The sequence below is a fragment of the Bacillus cereus group sp. MG16 genome (genome assembly GCF_040459875.1).
GTDB classification, from domain to species: domain Bacteria; phylum Bacillota; class Bacilli; order Bacillales; family Bacillaceae_G; genus Bacillus_A; species Bacillus_A paranthracis.
In genome coordinates, this window is sequence record NZ_JARVHE010000001.1 from 3,450,243 (window position 1) to 3,468,755 (window position 18,513).

The window sequence follows — 18,513 nt, forward strand, 5'->3', positions numbered from 1 at the left end:
ATTATTTTTAAACTACAAATACGTAGTACAATTCAGTAAGTGAAATTTTTATCAGCGATTTTCAAATTATATCGGCGCAACTCGAAATATATCAGCGATTTTCAAATTATATCGGCGCAACTCAAAATATATCAGCGATTATTTAAATATATCGACTTACCGACAAAAAACGACAAAAATCAAATATAAAAAAGGCTAATCCCAAAATTTAGATTAGCCTTTTCCCTCTTACTTCTCTGCTTCGATTTTCTCTAATGCAGCAGCTACTTGTTCTTCCGTTAATTCATGTTGTATTACGTAGCGGTTACGTGGGCTTACACGGCATTCGTGAGAACATGCACGTAAATATTTCGCCTCGTTTTCTTCAGAACATAAAATTTTCTTGTTACATTCTGGATTTGCACAGTTTACATAGCGCTCACAAGGTTCACCTGTAAAGTGGTCTTTACCAACGATAACATGTTCTTTTTGGTTTACTGGTACAGCGATACGCTCATCGAACACATAACATTGTCCATCCCAAAGCTCACCTTGTACTTCTGGGTCTTTTCCGTACGTTACAATACCGCCGTGAAGCTGACTTACATCTTCATAGCCTTCACGAACTAACCAACCAGAAAACTTCTCGCAACGAATTCCACCTGTACAATAAGTTAAAATCTTTTTGCCTTCAAGTATTTCTTTATTTTCACGAATCCAATCTGGTAATTCACGGAATGATTCGATATCAGGTTTGATCGCACCTTTGAAGTGACCTAAATCAAATTCATAATCATTTCGCGCATCAATGATAACTGTATCTTCTTGTTTCATTGCTTCATAAAAATCTTTTGGCTCTAAATACTTCCCTGTTATTTCGTGTGGGTTAATGTCATCTTCTAGACGAAGTGTAACTAACTCTGGACGAGGACGCACGTGCATTTTCTTGAATGCATGACCATCAGCTTCATCTATTTTAAATACGATACCGTCAAAACGTGGATCATTGTTCATTGCTTCCATGTATTTCTCTGTTTGTTCTACAGTACCAGAACAAGTTCCGTTAATACCTTCTTTTGCTACAAGAATTCTTCCTTTTAATTCAAGTGAATTACAAAATGCTAAATGCTCTGCCGCGAATTCTTCTGGGTTTTCAATTGTTGTGTACATGTAATATAGTAATACTCTGTATGGTTTTGTAGTTGCCAATGTATTTCTACCACCTATCTAATTTTTAAAATCATGTATAAGTTAACGTTCATATCAAAACATATATAATAAGAAAATGAATCCCATTTCCTTCTCTTTATACTATTTTCTATCAGTTAACAAAAATAAAAAACAAGATTACACACCAAAACACTGTGGTTATGTTGTAATCCCAATATATTATATATCATACAAATGCAATTCCATCAATTAATATGCTGTATTATCGGCTTTATGTTCACATAAATTTCAAAAACAGCCCTTTAATTCATTATGTTTCCCCGCCTCATCACACCATAAACTCCCAATTTTTAATAACACCACACCATTCATTGTATAAAGACATATAATTTGCACTAAGGAAACATTTGTGTTCAAATAAAAAATATAACCTAGTACATTTAAATGTATTGAAATAAAGAATAAGAATACTTACAATAATTTCATCAAGTTAACATTTCAAAGGGGAAAACGACTATGAATAAAGACATATCAAAAGATGAACATGTCCCTTCTCAAAGTACAACTGTTCAATCAGCGCATTTAGCATTAAGCGGACAAACGAAAGGTTTCAAAAGACTTTTACCATTCTTAGGTCCTGCTTTCATCGCTTCAGTCGCTTATATTGATCCTGGCAATTTCGCGACAAATATTGCCGCTGGATCACAATATGGATATTTATTACTCTGGGTAATTCTCGCTTCTAATTTAATGGCTGTATTAATCCAAACTTTATCAGCTAAATTAGGAATCGCTACAGGTAGAAACCTTCCTGAAATTGCTCGAGAAAACTTCCCAAAACCTGTTTCCATCGGCTTATGGATACAAGGTGAACTCGTTATTATGGCGACTGATTTAGCTGAATTTATCGGGGCAGCACTCGGATTGTATTTATTATTTGGAATTCCAATGTTACCAGCTGCTTTAATTACAGCTGCTGGATCATTTATTATTCTTGAATTTCAACGTAGAGGCTTCCGTCCATTAGAAGCGATTATAACAGGAATGATTTTTATCGTTGTTATCGCTTTTGGTGTACAAGTCTTTTATGCAAAACCAGAATTAAGTCCTCTACTTTCAGGACTTTTCATCCCAAAATTCCAAGGCGTAGACAGTATATTACTTGCAGCAGGGATTTTAGGTGCAACAGTTATGCCACATGCAATCTATTTACATTCCGCCTTAACGCAGCGCCGCGTAGTCGGAACAAATGATGAACAAAAGAAAAAGATTTTCCGCTTCGAGTTTATTGATATCATTATCGCAATGATTATCGCTGGAGCAATTAATGCAAGTATGTTAATTGTTGCTGCTGCACTATTCTTTAAAAACGGCTTGCATGTCGAAGATCTTGATGTCGCTTTTAACCAGTTTAGCAACTTAGTCGGTCCTGTATCAGCTGCTTTATTTGGAATTGGTCTCTTATCAGCAGGACTATCTAGCTCTTCTGTCGGTACAATGTCAGGTGATATTATTATGCAAGGTTTCATTCGAATGCATATTCCGTTATACTTACGCCGATTTATTACAATGATTCCACCATTAGTTATTATCGCTTTAGGTGTAAATCCAACTTACGCTCTAGTCATGAGTCAAGTCGTCTTATCATTCGGTATTGCCTTTGCATTAGTACCACTTATTATGTTTACAAGTAGTAAAAAAATTATGGGTGCACTCGTTAATCACCGCATAACTACCTTTATCGCTTGGATCATTGCTATACTTGTTATCATTTTAAATATTTTCTTACTGTATCAAACATTTGTAGGGTAATGAAAGAAGAAGGCTGTCTCAAATTTGTGTTGAAGACAGCCTTCTTCTTTTTAAATAATAGATTTTCATCATCCATTTACATGACAGACCGTGCTTTCAACAAATTTTATAAACTCTTCTTCCTCCTCAATAAATGGAAAATGATTACTGCATTCAAATGTCGACATTATCGCATTTGGCATAAGCTCCGCTACTTCCACTGCAAATTCATACGGACACTGTGCATCATAAATTCCAGCGTAAATATGGGCTGGTATATTTACATTCTCTAATTGTAAACGTAAATCAAATGTAGGTAACTCCTTATAAGAAAAATAATCAAGACGCTTTGATACTGTTTTACCGCTGTTCGGTCTAGCAATCATTTCATCATACGCTGATTCATTATATAAAGACATCATTGCCCACTCTTTATTTACGGCACGCCTCTCATCAATTGTAGAAGCTACGTCCCTGAGCACTGCAAATATTTCTCTTAAACGAGCATTTTGATCATTATCTCTACAATAAATACTATTTTTGTGATTCATATACTCAGCTGATGCACATAATCCGCCAGCTATAATTTTTACAAGCCTCTCTGGACACATTATCGCATATTGTAAAGCTAGCATTCCACCTGTTGAATGACCTGCATATGTCCAATCTTTAAAATTCAACGCCTCACGTATCGCTTCTAAATCACGTACTGCATCTACCATTCCCAAATTATATTTGGTGGTGTCATGTGTAGAATTTCCGCATCCTCTTAAGTTTATAAGATACACTGTGTAATGATTCGTAAATGCAGAAGCAAATAAATTACCATTACTATTAAACTCACTGTATAAATGTGTTACACAAAGTGGTTTTCCTTCTCCCTTTTGAAAATACTCAAATTTCCCTCTATCAGTTTCGATATAATATTTCTCCCACATCAGCGTTTCCCCCTAATGTCTTTTTATATATTCTCCTTTTTCCGGCATTATCACACCCTTCTCAGTTCGAAAGTAAAGTGGTAATCCTTCCGAAAGAAATATGCTTACCTTGGATGGATCCTGCCTTTGATGATGAATATGTAAATGTGGCTCACTTGAACTTCCTGAGTTACCGACCTGAGCAAGAAATTCTCCTTCATTTACATGTTGTCCTTCCTTCACTTTAATTGACCCTTTCTTTAAATGCGCAAGAACCAAAAATGTCCCTGTTTCATCTAGTCGTAAATAAATATGATTTCCCGCCATTGACTGAAAATCATCCGATCCCGGAACTAAATCTTTTTCATCATTATTAATTGATACAACTGTTCCAGAAGCTGGTGCCATTACTCTCGCTCCATATATTCCATAATCCTCTAACTTACTACTTTTCACTTCAGCAGGTGGAATAAGAATATCATATGCCCATCGTTCATTTGGTTTTATAACGTGATAGTTCGCTTCTAATCGATCGCCACCCCATCCTACTAATGCTCGTTCATTCAAAGGAAAACGAACAACTATTTTAGGGCTCATAGACTGTACATTTGCTGGGTAAGCAAGTCCGCCTATGTTAGCGAACCATCCTAAGGGCCAAGCTCCAATTATAGAAAAAAGCACAATGAAGAGTAGCGTTCTATCTATTCGCTTTCTGAAAATGCCTTTCCACACAAATAGTAATACTGACCCTATCAAAATAAAGCTTGATACGAAGCTAAAGGCTTGTATACTCCACCAAAAAACGACTGATATAATACCATTAACTAAATAAATTACACTCCAACTTGTAAGTAAAAAAGCAACTAAAATTACCAACACATATTTCTTCCACATGTTATATCCCCACTCTCATATCCTTGTTCTACATGATACGAATTGAAAATTACAACATACGTAAGAAATACTTACGACTTTCTTACATTTCTTTATACTGCGGTAAAACGATAGTAAAAACTGTTTCTTTATCGTTACTACGTACAGCGATATCTCCTTTATGAAGTTCTGCTATACTTTTCGCAATTGCAAGTCCCATTCCTTTTCCACCTGTATGAGAGCTGCGTGATTTTTCACCACGATAAAACTTCTCAAAAACATAAGGCAGGTTCTCATCCGGAATACATTGCCCAAAATTTTTAATTTCTATTTCAACATTCATGTCTCTTTTAGAAATTTGAATTACAATCTCCTTTCCGTCTTTCCCGTACATAATACTATTACTAATTACATTTTCGAATAACCTCACCATAAGTGCTACATCCATTTCCACATGTAACTCCTTATCACCTTTCATACAAAAGCTCATATCGGCATCATCTAGTTGTGGTACAAAATCAATCATAATTTGTTCCATTAACGCTTTCATATTTACTACACTTTTATGTAATTCAATCTCTCTATAATTTATTTGACAGTATTCTAATAATTCATCAACTTGATTTTTTAATTCATAACTTTTTCGCTTTAATATGCTTACATACTGTTCACATTCTTCTCCATTTGCATGCAGCTTATTTCCTAATAAGTCCGCATAACCGATTAAAGATGTTACAGGTGTTCGTAAGTCATGCGAAATATTACTAATCATTTCATTTTTCATTTCCTGTGATTTTTTTTCATTCTCGACAGACTCTTTTAAACTTTTGGCCATTCTATTTACATTCGTCGCTAATTCACCAATCTCGTCATTTTTTGAAATAGATATATGTACTTCAAAATTACCCTTACTTATTTCCTTCACGTTCTTATTAATTTCAGACAATCTTTTCATCATTGTTTTTGTCATACATGCAAAGTATGTCGTAGTAAAAATCAAAAAAACTATAAAATATAAAAATGAATATTTTTCCTCTAACGTAGTAACATGACTATATATATTTCCAATTAAAATTTGAAACACTATTATACTTACAGTTGCTAACAAAATGCTACATATGAATGCGGTAAAAAACTTAGCTCTAATGCCTTGTAATGATTTAATCTTCAATTTTATATCCGACTCCCCAAACATTTTGAATAAATTTCGGTTCTTTTGGATTCTCTTCAATTTTATTTCTTAATCTTGCGATATGAACCATTACTGTATTATTGCTTTCATAAGCCCTTTCTTTCCAAACGCTCTCATATATTTCTTCAATAGTAAATACACGATTCTTTGCAGCTGCCATTAAATACAAAATATCATATTCAGTTTTCGTAAGATTGATTGTTTCTCCATATAACATTACTGTTCTCGACACTTCATCTATTTCTAAACCTCTAATGTTTATTTTCTTTTCTATTACTTGGACAGCATTTTGATTGAAATATGTATACCTTCTTAATTGGGCTTTCACTCTTGCGATAAATTCAATTGTACTGAACGGCTTCACAATAAAATCATCTGCTCCCGTACTAAATCCAACAACTTTATCTACATCCGATGATTTGGCACTTAAAAATATAATTGGTAAACTATGTTTCTCTCTAATCCGTCTACACAATTCTATCCCATCCATTTGTGGCATCATAATATCCAAAATAGCAAGTTGAATACTGTTATTATTTATGATTTTTAAAGCCTCTTCTCCGTTATGAGCACTTAAAACTTTAAAACCTTCTTGCATTAAATTCGCATTAACAAATCGAACAATATCTTGATCATCATCTACAATTAAAATTGAGTTTTTCTCCATATACAAACCTCTTTTTGAAATATATTCCACAATCAATTTTATCATAAATTAAAGCCATACTTCCCTCTTGAATAATCTTTATTTTCAGACTAAATTATATAATAACAACACATTCTAGTTTCAAAAGAAATGGAGTGAAAGCATGTTTCCTATATTGAAAACCGACCGACTCATTCTACGAGAACTTACCGAAGAAGATGCACCAAGTATACTAAAATGCTTTTCTAATACTGACGTACTGCGCTATTATGGCCAAAAACCATTACAGGATATTGATCAAGTGAAACAAATCATTCATAACTTTAAGTTGAGTTACAATGCAAGAAGCGGTATAAAATGGGGAATCGAATTAAAAGATCAGAAAGAACTTATTGGAACAATCGGTTTTCACGATTGGTCTTCTGAGCATAAACGGGCCAATTTAAGTTATGCCTTTTTCCCTGAACACTGGGGAAATGGATATGCAACTGAAGCTGTTTCTGAAGTTATATCATACGGTTTCCATACCATTCATTTAAAGCGTATTGGGGCAATTGTATTTCTTGAAAATGAGGCTTCTAATAAAGTGCTATTAAAATTAGGTTTTGAAAAAGAAGGAGTTCTAAAAAATTATATGTATCAAGATGACATTCCCTATGATACGAATTTTTATTCTTTATTAAAATCGGTTTAATAGAATACATGTGTAAAAAACTTGTTTCAGTACAACAGTTATAGGTAGCGAATTTTTAATGAAGGATGCGAAGTACTATACTTTATAAAACATTAAAAAAGGGCTGTGAGTAAGCTTTTACTCATAGCCCTTTTTTATGTTCTTTTTCTGTTTTCGCAATGCTTTTGGAATATATACGCAGAAAGGCTCACTTTCCATATAATCCCCCGTCATCGCATATGCTCTAGAACGAGATCCCCCACAAACATATCGAAACTCACAAACACCACACTTTCCCTTATACTTGTCAGGATTACGAAGATTTTGAAAAACAGGGGAGTTTCGATAGATTTCAGCTAGCGAATTTGTTCTAATATTCCCGGTTTTAATCGGCAATAATCCACTTGGATATACATCTCCAATATGAGAAATAAATACAAAACCGTTTCCATCATTCACCCCTTTTGGAGCACGCCCCGTCATCCCATTCATCAATACATCCTGATATTGAATGACCTGTTTTTCCTTTTTATGTTCTTTCATTTTTTCTTGGATCACAACACGTCTATAGTGCTGACCAGCTGTTGTTTTAATATCAAAAGAAACCTTTTTACTAAGTTGATATAGCCAACGGAATACCCTTTCATGTTGAGCTGGTGAAATCATATCTTTTTCCTTCCCTCGCCCTATTGGAACTAAGAAAAATATACTCCAGAGTACACATTCTAATTCTTCTATTAACACTGCCATCTCTTCAAGTACATCCACATTATAATTAGAAACAACAGTATTAATTTGAATAGGAATTTTTAATTCATGCAAATAACGAATTGCATTCATCGTTAATTGAAATGACCCTTCTGTCCCTCTAAAATGATCGTGTATTTCAGCTGTTGGTCCATCTAAACTAAATGCCCATCTAGCAAGTCCTACTTCTTTTGCTTTTTGAATCGTTTCTTTCGTAACGTTCGGGGTGGCACTTGGTGTCATAGATACTCGAACACCTTTTTTCACTGCATATTCCGCAATATCATATACATCTGGACGCATTAATGGATCTCCACCAGTAAATACAAGCATTGGATTTTCCATTTCATATATATCATCAATTAGTTTCTTTCCTTCTTCAAATGTTAGTTCTAGAGGATGACGATGATACTGTGCTTCTGCACGACAATGCAGACATTTTAATTGACATGCTCTTGTCAACTCCCATATTACAATAAATGGATTATTATTAAAATCAAGATTCATCAATATTAACCCTCCCATCAATTGATATTCTAATTGTAAAGTTATATATGTATTTATGGTGTGAGATGTATCACAAATTATTCTCTTCCTACCCTACTGTTGATCTAATGTTTCTACCTTCCTCTTCATCAATTACAGAATCTCTTTTTTTAATATAAATACCCCTTTAGACTAAATTATCTAAAGGGGCAAAACTACACAACTTTTTATTAACATCTCTGCTTTCTTCACCCCATCAAATTTAAATTAAGTTTTTTAAAATAGTATTTTTAAAGTCTTCCAACATGATTACCTCTTTTCTAAAACCATAAAGAACGTACTATCTGGTAGCGCAACAGCATTCCCAGACTCATCTGTAAACTCGATTTTCTCCCTAAGATGGTTTGTATATCCATCCTGCAAATAGTTCATAGCTTGAACGATATTTACTTTATCTCCAAAGATACCCTTTACGAAGTCCTTATAGTCGTTTGGCGTAAAAATTCCAAACTGCTCCTGCACTTCATGAACAAAGGAATCCTCGCCCCAAGTATACGTATATAAGAACTCCATTGCATCATTAACAGGCATTTTGACTGTATTGTCTGCAAGTACCTCATACTGGATTATACGTCCCTTAAATTCTTGGACATACTGCTCTAAGAACTTCATTCCGCCTGCATCTTTAAAACGAATCACCCGCATTAACCTTTTATCTTCGGTCATGATGCCATCACGAATGATAATACGGCCTCCTGGCTTTAACACCTCATAAGCACTCTGCAGCCCCTTTTTAATTACTTCATGATTAAATTTCCTACCTTCATACTCGATATAAGAGAACAGCTCATGAAGGATAGAAGAATATACAATCGTATCAACCGATTCTTTTTCAAATGAGCTGCTTAAATTGATTGCATCCCCTTTAATGACGTTCCAAGAACGCCCCTCGTTTTGCTTCTTCTTTTTCAACGTATCAATCACGTTTTCGGAAATATCGATACCGTAGATTCGTTTATCCTCGGTCTCTTCTTCAATCATGTCTAGCATGACACCACCACCGGCTCCGACATCTACAATCGTATCTCCCTTTATATAATCAAGAATAATTCGTTTATCATCAGCCGAGCTATTCATATGCTCCAGATATACTTCTTCGTTATGGAATCTATCATATGCATCCTTTCGTAACCCGAAGAAATCAAACAGCAACACATTTGCCCGAGCATGCATCATATCTATCTTTTCTGCCTCTACACAGAAGGTTATTAACGCCTCACCTACAGCAGAAAACCGAAACGACACATACGCAGTCTTCATATCTTCATCGACTTTAACCCGAAAAGAAACATGCGTTGTATTTGGCTTCTCGTTCTCACGGTACTCCCGTAAATACTTCTCAATAACTCGCTTACGATACACATTGTCCTTTTTTTCACCTTTGAAATCATAATGTAGCTGCTGCATCAATTTCTCGAAATGTATATGCTGAACTTTTCTAGTGCCTATCTCATTCTTTAACATAACAAAAACTGTCCAAATATCCTCAAAGCTAAGAGCATGCATAGATGGTTCTACATACCACAAATCCTTATCAGATAAGAATGTTTGAACATCACTCTTCTCGCTCCCCATAATTATATCTTTTTCAAATGCTGACTCCTTATGTTTTGGCGTGAGTCTATGCATGCGAGAAGTAAATGGCTCCATATAACCATCAAAAAGACCATCAATTGTAATCTTCACATCGTTCTTCACTTCATTCCACAAAACTTTTGATACGCCCTCAATAATGCATTGGTTAAGATAGTATAGAATCTCCTTTAACCTAACGTCTCCGTATTCTTCTTTATATGTGTTAATTAAACCAACATGAGAGTCCAAACGAGCCTCCCCGCGGATATACTGCCCGATTAACCCATGTGTTCTAATTAAATCTCGAATAAACAAATACTCAGTAGAGTTTAAGTTTGTCTCTACACGTTCAATAAACTGAATATCACTAAAGATATCAGCAGAACCCTCGTTATGTACCAATAGATTAATCCCTTTTTTCTTCCATTCTTCCCGCTGTTTTAAAGATCCTACCTTTGCAAGCTCACTATACGTTAGTACCTTTTCAATAATACGATATGCTTCTTCATCTAAAGACAGTCCATCCAACACTTGCAGCGTACGGTGTACGTAGTACAATACTGCATCTGTTTTTAATGCACTAAGTACTTGTACATTCTCATAGTTTTGATGTATCTCCTCTGCCTCAATTAGATGCTTTAACCATATAGGGATTGCAACAGAACTCCCTTCAATATATGTATTTAGAACTTCAATGCTTTTCAACTTATTTCCCCCCATATATAATCAAAATCGGTAGTAAGATCTAGGACACCTTCTCCAAAAAGAGCATCACCTTATGTCCCTTCTCCTAAATACTACTACTTGCTTTTTACCATCTACATCTCTTTCGAATAAAAATGTATCAAACCCAGTCTTTTTATCGTGTAAAAGAGAGTTATAAATTCTGTTACTACCATGCCAAGGTTGTAACATATTTTTTGTTGATCTCTTATTTTAACTTCATTAGGAATTTCGGAAGATCATCTCTTAAATTGATAAACATATGTTGTGACAAAATCAACTGAAAATGGAAACAGCAAGCGGGTGCACTCCACTTGCCGTTTTTTCATAGCTTAGTATGTATTTGAATTTCTTTTGCTTTCTCTTTTTCACCCTTCACGCGTACAATTAAATCATATGATCCGGATTTTGAAGCTTCAAAAGAAAGCAAACCTTCTTTTTGAGAAGTGATTTCTTCTTCATAAATAACCTTATCATCTTTTGTAACTTGTAATAAAATCGTACCTTCTTCAACAGCTGCTTCATAAGGGATTTCCACATTTCCTTTTTCAACTTTAAGTGTTTGTACATCGTAATACCCTTGCAGAGAACCAATTTTTAAAGTCGTTTCGCCATTTTTTTGAACCTTTGTAACTTGTGTCGCTGTATTGCACGCGCTTAACAATACAACAAGAGTGAGAATCATAAATAAACGTAATGATTTCATAGAAATTCCCCTTTTTTTATAATACTCAAATAATTCCACACAAACACCTCTTTCAATTCATCTTAATACCCCAAATTACCTTTTAAGTATACCAAGGACAAAATATATAATCTAATATTTTTTTTATATAATTAAAAACAAACATAGTTACAGAAAGAAAATGCTTGTATGTTGATCTGTACTACATTCCCTTATTCCTTGTATGCTATATTTCTATTCTTCTTTTTACTTAAACAAACTATTTGTTGCAACTTCTTATGAATGTGTAACTACAATTTTGCACTTCTCTTCTTTATATGCTAGGAACACCACCAAAGGATTTCCCGGTCCTCTGTAAAAAAACCTTACTTCAAAAAAGTAAGGTTTTTTGTATTTATTCATTTGCAATATAAGCATTCTTATAAGTATAAATACCACCAAATTGATGCTTTTCAATTCCTCTTACATAATCCTTTTGTACGTAAGCTGAGCCCATTTGATAAAGCGGTGCGACCGCAGCATCCCCTAATAGAATACGCTCGGCCTCTTGCAATGCTTCCCATCTTTTCTTCTGATCTAATACTAGATCGCTTTTCGCTTTCTTTATTAATTCATCGTAGTGACGATTAGAATAATTCATTTTATTATTTTGATTACCCGTCGTAAATAGTTCTAAATAACTAATTGGGTCTTTATAGTCGGGTCCCCAATTTGTCATAGTTATATCGTAATCACCTGTTTGTTCTAACTGTAATTTTTGCTTAAATGGCTGTTGTTTAATTTGTATCGTTAATCCTTGTAAATTCTTTTCTAAATCACCTTTTATATATTCTGCCATACGTTTTGCGTTATCTTGTTCAAATGTTAAAAACTCGAGGTTTACTTGTTCTACTCCGAGCTCTTTTTTCGCTTCTTCCCAATTTTTTTTCGCACTTTGTACATCATATAAAGAAAGGTTTCCGTTTTCTTCCCTAAAATCTTTTCCCGTTTCTTCATTGATATGCCCAACTGGTACTAGCCCAGTTGCAGGTTTTGCTCCGTTATTAATAAAATGAGCAACGAAATCCTCTTTATTTAACGCGAATGAAATAGCCTGACGCACTTTCTTATTTGCTAACGCACTATTTTTTTCATTAAAACGTAGCATAGCAATTGCAGGTTCGCTCGACATATGTAACTCCTTATGCCCTTTATACTTGTCTACAAATTGAGAATTAATAGGCACCCGGTCCAAATTACCAGCTTCGTATAAATTAACAGCGGTCATTGTATCCTTTACAATTTGAAAGTTTATCTCGTCTAATTTCACTTTCTTTTCATCCCAATATGTAGCATTTTTCTTTAATTGAAACTCTTGTTCATGCTTCCATTTCTCTAATACAAATGGACCGTTATATAGGAGATTACTAGGTTCCAATGCATAATTTTTTCCTTGTTCTTTCAAAAATGATTCATGCTGTGGTAAATATATAGGTAGTGCTAACAACTGTAAAAAATAAGGAATTGGCTGTTCTAGTTCCACTTCTAACTTATAATCATTTATTGCTTTAACCCCAAGTGCATCAAGAGGCATTGTTCCCTTATTTATCTCTTTCGCGTTTTTCACATAAAAGAGCATGGACGCATATTGAGACGCTGTTTCAGGATTAATTGCACGTTTCCACGCAAACATAAAATCATTTGCTGTTACATTATCACCATTTGACCATTTTGCATCTTTACGCAAATCGAATGTATATTTTTTACCATCTTCACTTCTTTTAAACGATTTTGCTACTGCTGGAATCGGCTGATCTTGATCATCTAATACATACAACCCTTCAAATATGTTTTGCATAACGTGCGCTGACGTACCATCCATCGTTTTCGCTGTATCAAGAGAAGGAATTTCTTCTGATACTGTTACATTTAATACTTGTTTTTTTGCCTCTTTATCACTTTTATTTTCCTTATTATTACAAGCTGTTAATAATAAAGATGTAACAAGTGCCATTACCATTAAATGGCTCTTTTTTCGCTTCATGAGTTGTTCTCCTTAAATATAAAATATTATAAAGCGTTATATATTATAGCAGAAATATGAACAGAAAGATGCGACATTCTTTTGAATATTTATTCGTTCAAGAAAAAAAGCTATCCTTTTTAAAAAGGATAGCTTTTTCAATTACCTATCTTTGCAAACCTCGTTTATAACGACTTGCTTCAAATATAATACGCTCTTCATCTAACGTTTTACATTCGCCATTCCAAACGACACGTTTTCCGTTAATAATTACATCGCTTATATCTTTTCCACTAGCAGCATATACAAGATGCGATAATACTTCATCTGCTGGTTGTAAATGAGGCTTATTAGACGGATCAATTGTAATGAAATCAGCGCACTTTCCAACCTCAAGTGATCCTGTTTGTTTCATACCGATTACTTCCGCAGCTCCTTTTGTCGCAAGTGTAAGAGCTGTTTCAACTGGTAAAGCTGTTGCATCTTGATGAATACCTTTTTGTAATAATGTTGCGATGCGCATTTCTTCAAACATATCTAAATTATTGTTAGATGCCACACTATCTGTTGCAATTCCTACTTTTATTCCTGCTTCTAGCATCGCTTTTACATTCGCTATACCAGAACCTAGTTTTAAATTACTATTCGGATTATGAGCTACTCGAACGTCATGTTCTGCTAAAAATGCACGCTCATTTTCATTTAATACTACACCGTGTGCAAGAACTGTCGGTCGTTTAAATAACCCGCAACTTGCTGCATATTCTACTGGACGTTTTCCGTACTGTGCTTCAATATCACGTACTTCACGCTCTGTTTCCGAAAGATGAATATGAACCATCGTTTGATTTTCTACTGCAATACGTGCGCATTCTTCTAACAATTCTGTGGAACATGTATATGGACTATGCGGTGCAACCATCGTAGTTAACATGCCACTTTCGTTATAGTAGCGCTTCACATATTTCTCAGCTTCTTCAATTGCTTTCTTTTCATCCTCTTTCGTTCCGAAGCTAAATAAAGTTCTTGAAACAGCAGCTCGCATCCCGCTCCTTGATACCGTTTCCATAATTGCATCTTGATCTACTCCAATTGGATTAAACATATCAGAGAAAGATGTTGTACCACTTTTCACCATTTCAAGTAATCCTAATTCCGTACTAGCAACCGCAAGTTCTGGAGTAAATTGACTTTCAAGTGGCCAAATTCTTGTCTCAAGCCACGGCTGTAATAACATATCATCACCAATACCTCTTAAGAGACTCATTACAACGTGTGTATGTGTATTGACAAGCCCTGGTAAAACCCATTTTCCTTTCATGTCAATTACTTCATCTACTTCAAAATCATTAGCGAATTCTCCGCTCTTCACATCTATAATTTGATCATTTTCTACAATGATATATCCATTTTCTATCACTTCATTTTGTTCATTCATCGTTACGATTGTAGCGTTTACATAAGTTGTTTTCAAAAGTATTTCCCCTTTCAACTCTATGAAGTTCCCTTTAATAAGTTACCACCATTATAGTAACTTATTAAAGATTAAGAGTCAAAAGATAATTTCAATTCTTTCGTTATCTTTTTCTTCAACATGCAATATTGTTTTTCATTTGTATCTGCAAATGCTTCTTCTTGATTTGATTCTATATCCATATAATTCAGTTTTTCATTAAATTGAGCCTCTGTAAAATCAAACCTCTGTCCATCTATAAAGTTATAAAAGTGCCACTCCTCTCTTACTTTTGTCTTTTTAATCTCTCCTCCGTATATGTCTTGAACGACCAAAGCCGTTACACCACACTGTCCCTTTGCTGGATTCTCAGTCGTCCACTTTGAACTTGTTTCAATCGACCACGATCTTATTAATGCTTCATATATTCTTTTTTCCTTTACATCATACACTCTAATCTTCCCCTACTATTAATAGTTTTACACATCATATTTCAAAAGAGGCAGTAAACGATCCTTAAAGACCGTTGATGGTGTCTCTCCGATTAACTGTGCGCCCATTTTCAAGTAATATCCTTTTGCATTCGGATCACTATCAATCGTAAAACTTTTTAAGCCTATTTCATTTGCTTTTTCTATTACATACTTCCAAATTATTTTCCCGTAGCCTTTCCCTTTGTAACGAGGATGAATGTACAGGAAATCGAGAGCTTTATCATTACGTAAAAATGAGAAAAATCCAATCTTCGTATTATCGTTTTCAAAAACATATACAAAATTATTATTTATATACTCTTCTGTAATAGTTAAATCTTCCTTACAGGCAATTATGAATTCTTCACTATAATCCCACGTCGCTTTTGATTGTAGTGCGAGTTCACTTAATTCATTTGCTTCACTTAATAACGCTTCTCTTATCTTCATGATTCTTTCTCCTCACCTTCGATATGTAAACTATTAAAATGATTCGAAAAGTAATTAAAAAACCCTCTTATTTTCATAAATCTTTATTATAATCAGTACGGCCTGTAACAATGTATTAAAAAAAAACGCCATCTTTGAAAGTTGGCGTTTCTTCTTCTAAAATTTTTTTCAAACTCAATCTTTCGTTTTACTATTTCTAACGATACACACCTATACAGTTTCTACTACCGCCTCAAGCATTGTTCCATTTTTAGCATAATTCGTATGCCAAGAAAAAGCTTTTTCTAAAACATGAGGAGTTTGTCCACCTCTCGTTTTAGCTTCTTCGTAATAAGCTCTTAGCTGATCACGATACATTGGATGTGCGCAATTCTCGATAATTAATTCCACTCTTTCTCTTGGGGCCAGTCCTCTTAGATCAACATACCCTTGTTCAGTGACGATAACATCTACATCGTGTTCCGTATGGTCCACATGTGAAACAAAAGGAACGATACTTGAAATGTTGCCACCTTTCGCAATCGATTTCGTAACAAAGATAGCTAGGCGAGCATTTCTCGCAAAATCACCAGAACCACCGATACCATTCATCATTTTTGTGCCTAAAACGTGGGTAGAGTTCACATTTCCGTATATATCTAATTCTAAAGCAGTATTAATCGAGATTAATCCGAGGCGACGAATGATTTCAGGATGATTAGAAATCTCTTGCGGGCGCATCATTAATTTGTCACGATATTTTTCAAAGTTGGAAAATACTTTTTGCATTTTCTCCTCAGAGAGTGTGATTGAACAGCATGAAGCAAAATTGACTTTTCCAGCATCCATAAGATCAAAGACCGCATCTTGTAAAACTTCAGAATACACTTCTAAATCTTCAAACTCCGAATCTAACATTCCATGAAGAACAGCATTAGCCACTGAGCCAATTCCTGATTGTAACGGTGCTAAACGATTTGTTAATCGGCCTACTTCGACTTCTTTTCGAAGGAACTCTATTAAATGCTGTGCCATAATAACAGTTTCTTCATCCGGAGGAACAATTGTCGATGGTGAGTCTAATTGGTTCGTAAACACAATCCCTTTCACCTTTTCAACATCGATTGGAATGCCAATCGTTCCAATTCGATCATCCGTTTTCACAATCGGAATTGGAAGTCTTTCTCCTTGTTTACCTGGTTCATATAAATCATGCAGTCCTTCTAACTGCGTGGATTGAGCCATATTCATTTCAATAATAATGGACTTAGCATTTAAAGAAAACGCTAAAGAATTTCCTATTGAAGTTGTTGGAATAATCATGCCATCTTCAGTAATCGCAACCGCTTCCAAAATAGCAAAATCTACATCCATAACGTCAGCGCGAAGTAACTCTGCTGTATGAGATAAGTGCTGGTCCACAAATAAAAAATCTCCGTTATTAATTCCTTTTCGCATAGTCGAATCAGCTTGGAAAGGCAATCTTTTCCCTAAAATTCCTGCTTCCGCAAATAATTTATCTACATCAGAACCTAAAGAGGCACCAGTATAAACATTTACTTTAAAAGATGTATCATTCTTAACTCGGTTTACAAGCGCAAATGGGACTGCTTTTACATCACCTGCACGTGTAAACCCACTTAAGCCTAAAGTCATTCCACTTTCAATCCATGAAGCTGCTTCTTCAGGTGTAACTACGCGATCTTTCAGACGTTCATCCCTAATTCTATCCAAATTATTCTCCATATGTAATCCCTCTCCCTATGAATATTCATAATTATTTTACACTTTAACAGTATCTAAATAGGGATTTCAGTATACAATGGCAAAAATTCAGACAAAACAGCGAATCTAACCTCTAAAGCAGAATAATTTAAAATCCTAGAAGCTTACGAAAATAACTAGCGTATGATTGACTCACTGGGACCCTCTCTCCATTATTCATAGAAAGTAAAAAAGTTGAATGCGTATCAGGATAAATCGCTTTAATATGATTCACATTTACAATAAAGGAACGGTGGCATCTAATAAATGAATCTTTCGGGAGTAAGTATTCGAATTCTTGTAACGAGTATTTATGTGTCCCTGTTAACTCTTCTGCATTTACATACGTCTTTTTATCTTTCGCCTCTAAATACATGACTTTTGAAAAAGGAACCGGAATCCAGCCGTCCGTTGTTTTTAAAGTAACGACTGATTTTCCGTCCGTTAAAGCTGGATAAATGGCTGTCACGCAACCTTCAAGCTTTCCATTGTTTGAGAATGGTACGGCCATACCATGATAAGGAATACCAAAAACATCCCGATTCATAAACTCAGAGGTTTTTTGGTTTGTCACCATTGCTTTATGAGCAATCGTTCCTTCCTTTATAGGATCACCGACACTAATCTTTAAATCAATTCGTTTACTTGGCCGATAGTATATATATTCTTTCGTATTCGATACAGCAATTGAAATTTCATCTGAAAATAATTCCCCAACAACATCTAATAGTAAACCTAATGTTTTATCTTCCATTCTATTAACACCTCATTCACTATTATACTACTATTATGATTGGCCTCTGTTGCTTTATAAAAAGTTTGATTATTAATTTTATACATTTATCTCCTCATTTGCACAAGGCTTTCTATCTATT

16 protein-coding genes are annotated in these 18,513 nt (G+C 34.7%); 2 read left to right on the forward strand and 14 right to left on the reverse strand.

Translation table 11 applies throughout. From position 1 onward, the window contains the following. Positions 1 to 228 precede the first annotated feature (228 nt). Positions 229 to 1,188, reverse strand: a complete 960-nt coding sequence (trhO, locus tag QCI73_RS17820; RefSeq protein WP_000246210.1) for an oxygen-dependent tRNA uridine(34) hydroxylase TrhO — start codon at positions 1,186 to 1,188, stop codon at positions 229 to 231. Between the two features lie 477 nt (positions 1,189 to 1,665). On the opposite strand from trhO, the gene QCI73_RS17825 reads away from it, so the two are divergent. After that, on the forward strand, positions 1,666 to 2,961 hold the full coding sequence (locus tag QCI73_RS17825; RefSeq protein WP_262725313.1) for an Nramp family divalent metal transporter: 1,296 nt from the start codon (positions 1,666 to 1,668) through the stop codon (positions 2,959 to 2,961). 68 nt (positions 2,962 to 3,029) lie between these two features. Here the strand turns inward: QCI73_RS17825 and QCI73_RS17830 are convergent, their stop codons facing one another. The 4 genes from QCI73_RS17830 to QCI73_RS17845 all read right to left on the reverse strand — a co-directional run bounded on the left by QCI73_RS17830 (position 3,030) and on the right by QCI73_RS17845 (position 6,589). Beyond that, positions 3,030 to 3,878, reverse strand: a complete 849-nt coding sequence (locus tag QCI73_RS17830) for an alpha/beta fold hydrolase (RefSeq protein WP_353823460.1) — start codon at positions 3,876 to 3,878, stop codon at positions 3,030 to 3,032. Positions 3,879 to 3,890: 12 nt separating this feature from the next. Continuing rightward, positions 3,891 to 4,751, reverse strand: a complete 861-nt coding sequence (locus QCI73_RS17835) for a M23 family metallopeptidase (RefSeq protein WP_353823461.1) — start codon at positions 4,749 to 4,751, stop codon at positions 3,891 to 3,893. Between the two features lie 82 nt (positions 4,752 to 4,833). Then, positions 4,834 to 5,901 carry a HAMP domain-containing sensor histidine kinase gene (locus QCI73_RS17840; protein WP_262725315.1) on the reverse strand — a complete coding sequence of 356 codons (1,068 nt, stop codon included), beginning with the start codon at positions 5,899 to 5,901 and terminating at the stop codon, positions 4,834 to 4,836. Further along, positions 5,891 to 6,589, reverse strand: a complete 699-nt coding sequence (locus QCI73_RS17845) for a response regulator transcription factor (RefSeq protein WP_262725316.1) — start codon at positions 6,587 to 6,589, stop codon at positions 5,891 to 5,893. Before QCI73_RS17845 ends, QCI73_RS17840 begins: the two co-directional genes overlap by 11 nt. Positions 6,590 to 6,731: 142 nt before the next feature. On the opposite strand from QCI73_RS17845, the gene QCI73_RS17850 reads away from it, so the two are divergent. Further along, complete coding sequence (locus QCI73_RS17850) at positions 6,732 to 7,262, forward strand: GNAT family N-acetyltransferase (RefSeq protein ID WP_000483978.1); 531 nt, start codon at positions 6,732 to 6,734, stop codon at positions 7,260 to 7,262. Positions 7,263 to 7,379: 117 nt separating this feature from the next. On the opposite strand, the gene QCI73_RS17855 is transcribed toward QCI73_RS17850, so the two are convergent. The 9 genes from QCI73_RS17855 to QCI73_RS17895 form a co-directional block, all read right to left on the reverse strand. Next, positions 7,380 to 8,495: a TIGR04053 family radical SAM/SPASM domain-containing protein gene (locus QCI73_RS17855; protein ID WP_353824120.1), complete on the reverse strand. Its 1,116-nt coding sequence runs from the start codon at positions 8,493 to 8,495 to the stop codon at positions 7,380 to 7,382. A 288-nt stretch (positions 8,496 to 8,783) separates the two neighbouring features. Then, positions 8,784 to 10,829, reverse strand: coding sequence for a class I SAM-dependent methyltransferase (locus QCI73_RS17860; protein WP_353823462.1), 2,046 nt, complete (start codon positions 10,827 to 10,829; stop codon positions 8,784 to 8,786). Between the two features lie 328 nt (positions 10,830 to 11,157). Further along, positions 11,158 to 11,538 carry a BA_1872 family lipoprotein gene (locus QCI73_RS17865; RefSeq protein WP_000838926.1) on the reverse strand — a complete coding sequence of 127 codons (381 nt, stop codon included), beginning with the start codon at positions 11,536 to 11,538 and terminating at the stop codon, positions 11,158 to 11,160. Between the two features lie 373 nt (positions 11,539 to 11,911). Continuing rightward, complete coding sequence (locus QCI73_RS17870; protein ID WP_353823464.1) at positions 11,912 to 13,540, reverse strand: peptide ABC transporter substrate-binding protein; 1,629 nt, start codon at positions 13,538 to 13,540, stop codon at positions 11,912 to 11,914. 145 nt (positions 13,541 to 13,685) lie between these two features. After that, entirely contained in the window at positions 13,686 to 15,011 is a 1,326-nt protein-coding gene (locus QCI73_RS17875) for a bifunctional S-methyl-5'-thioadenosine deaminase/S-adenosylhomocysteine deaminase (RefSeq protein WP_353823465.1), read from the reverse strand. Between the two features lie 53 nt (positions 15,012 to 15,064). Further along, on the reverse strand, positions 15,065 to 15,424 hold the full coding sequence (locus QCI73_RS17880) for a YunG family protein (protein WP_353823466.1): 360 nt from the start codon (positions 15,422 to 15,424) through the stop codon (positions 15,065 to 15,067). 27 nt (positions 15,425 to 15,451) lie between these two features. Then, entirely contained in the window at positions 15,452 to 15,895 is a 444-nt protein-coding gene (locus tag QCI73_RS17885) for a GNAT family N-acetyltransferase (protein ID WP_088667860.1), read from the reverse strand. A gap of 210 nt (positions 15,896 to 16,105) precedes the next feature. Further along, entirely contained in the window at positions 16,106 to 17,620 is a 1,515-nt protein-coding gene (locus tag QCI73_RS17890) for a succinyl-CoA:acetate CoA-transferase ScpC (protein ID WP_353823467.1), read from the reverse strand. A gap of 127 nt (positions 17,621 to 17,747) precedes the next feature. After that, entirely contained in the window at positions 17,748 to 18,392 is a 645-nt protein-coding gene (locus tag QCI73_RS17895; RefSeq protein WP_262725323.1) for a LytTR family DNA-binding domain-containing protein, read from the reverse strand. Positions 18,393 to 18,513: the final 121 nt, after the last annotated feature.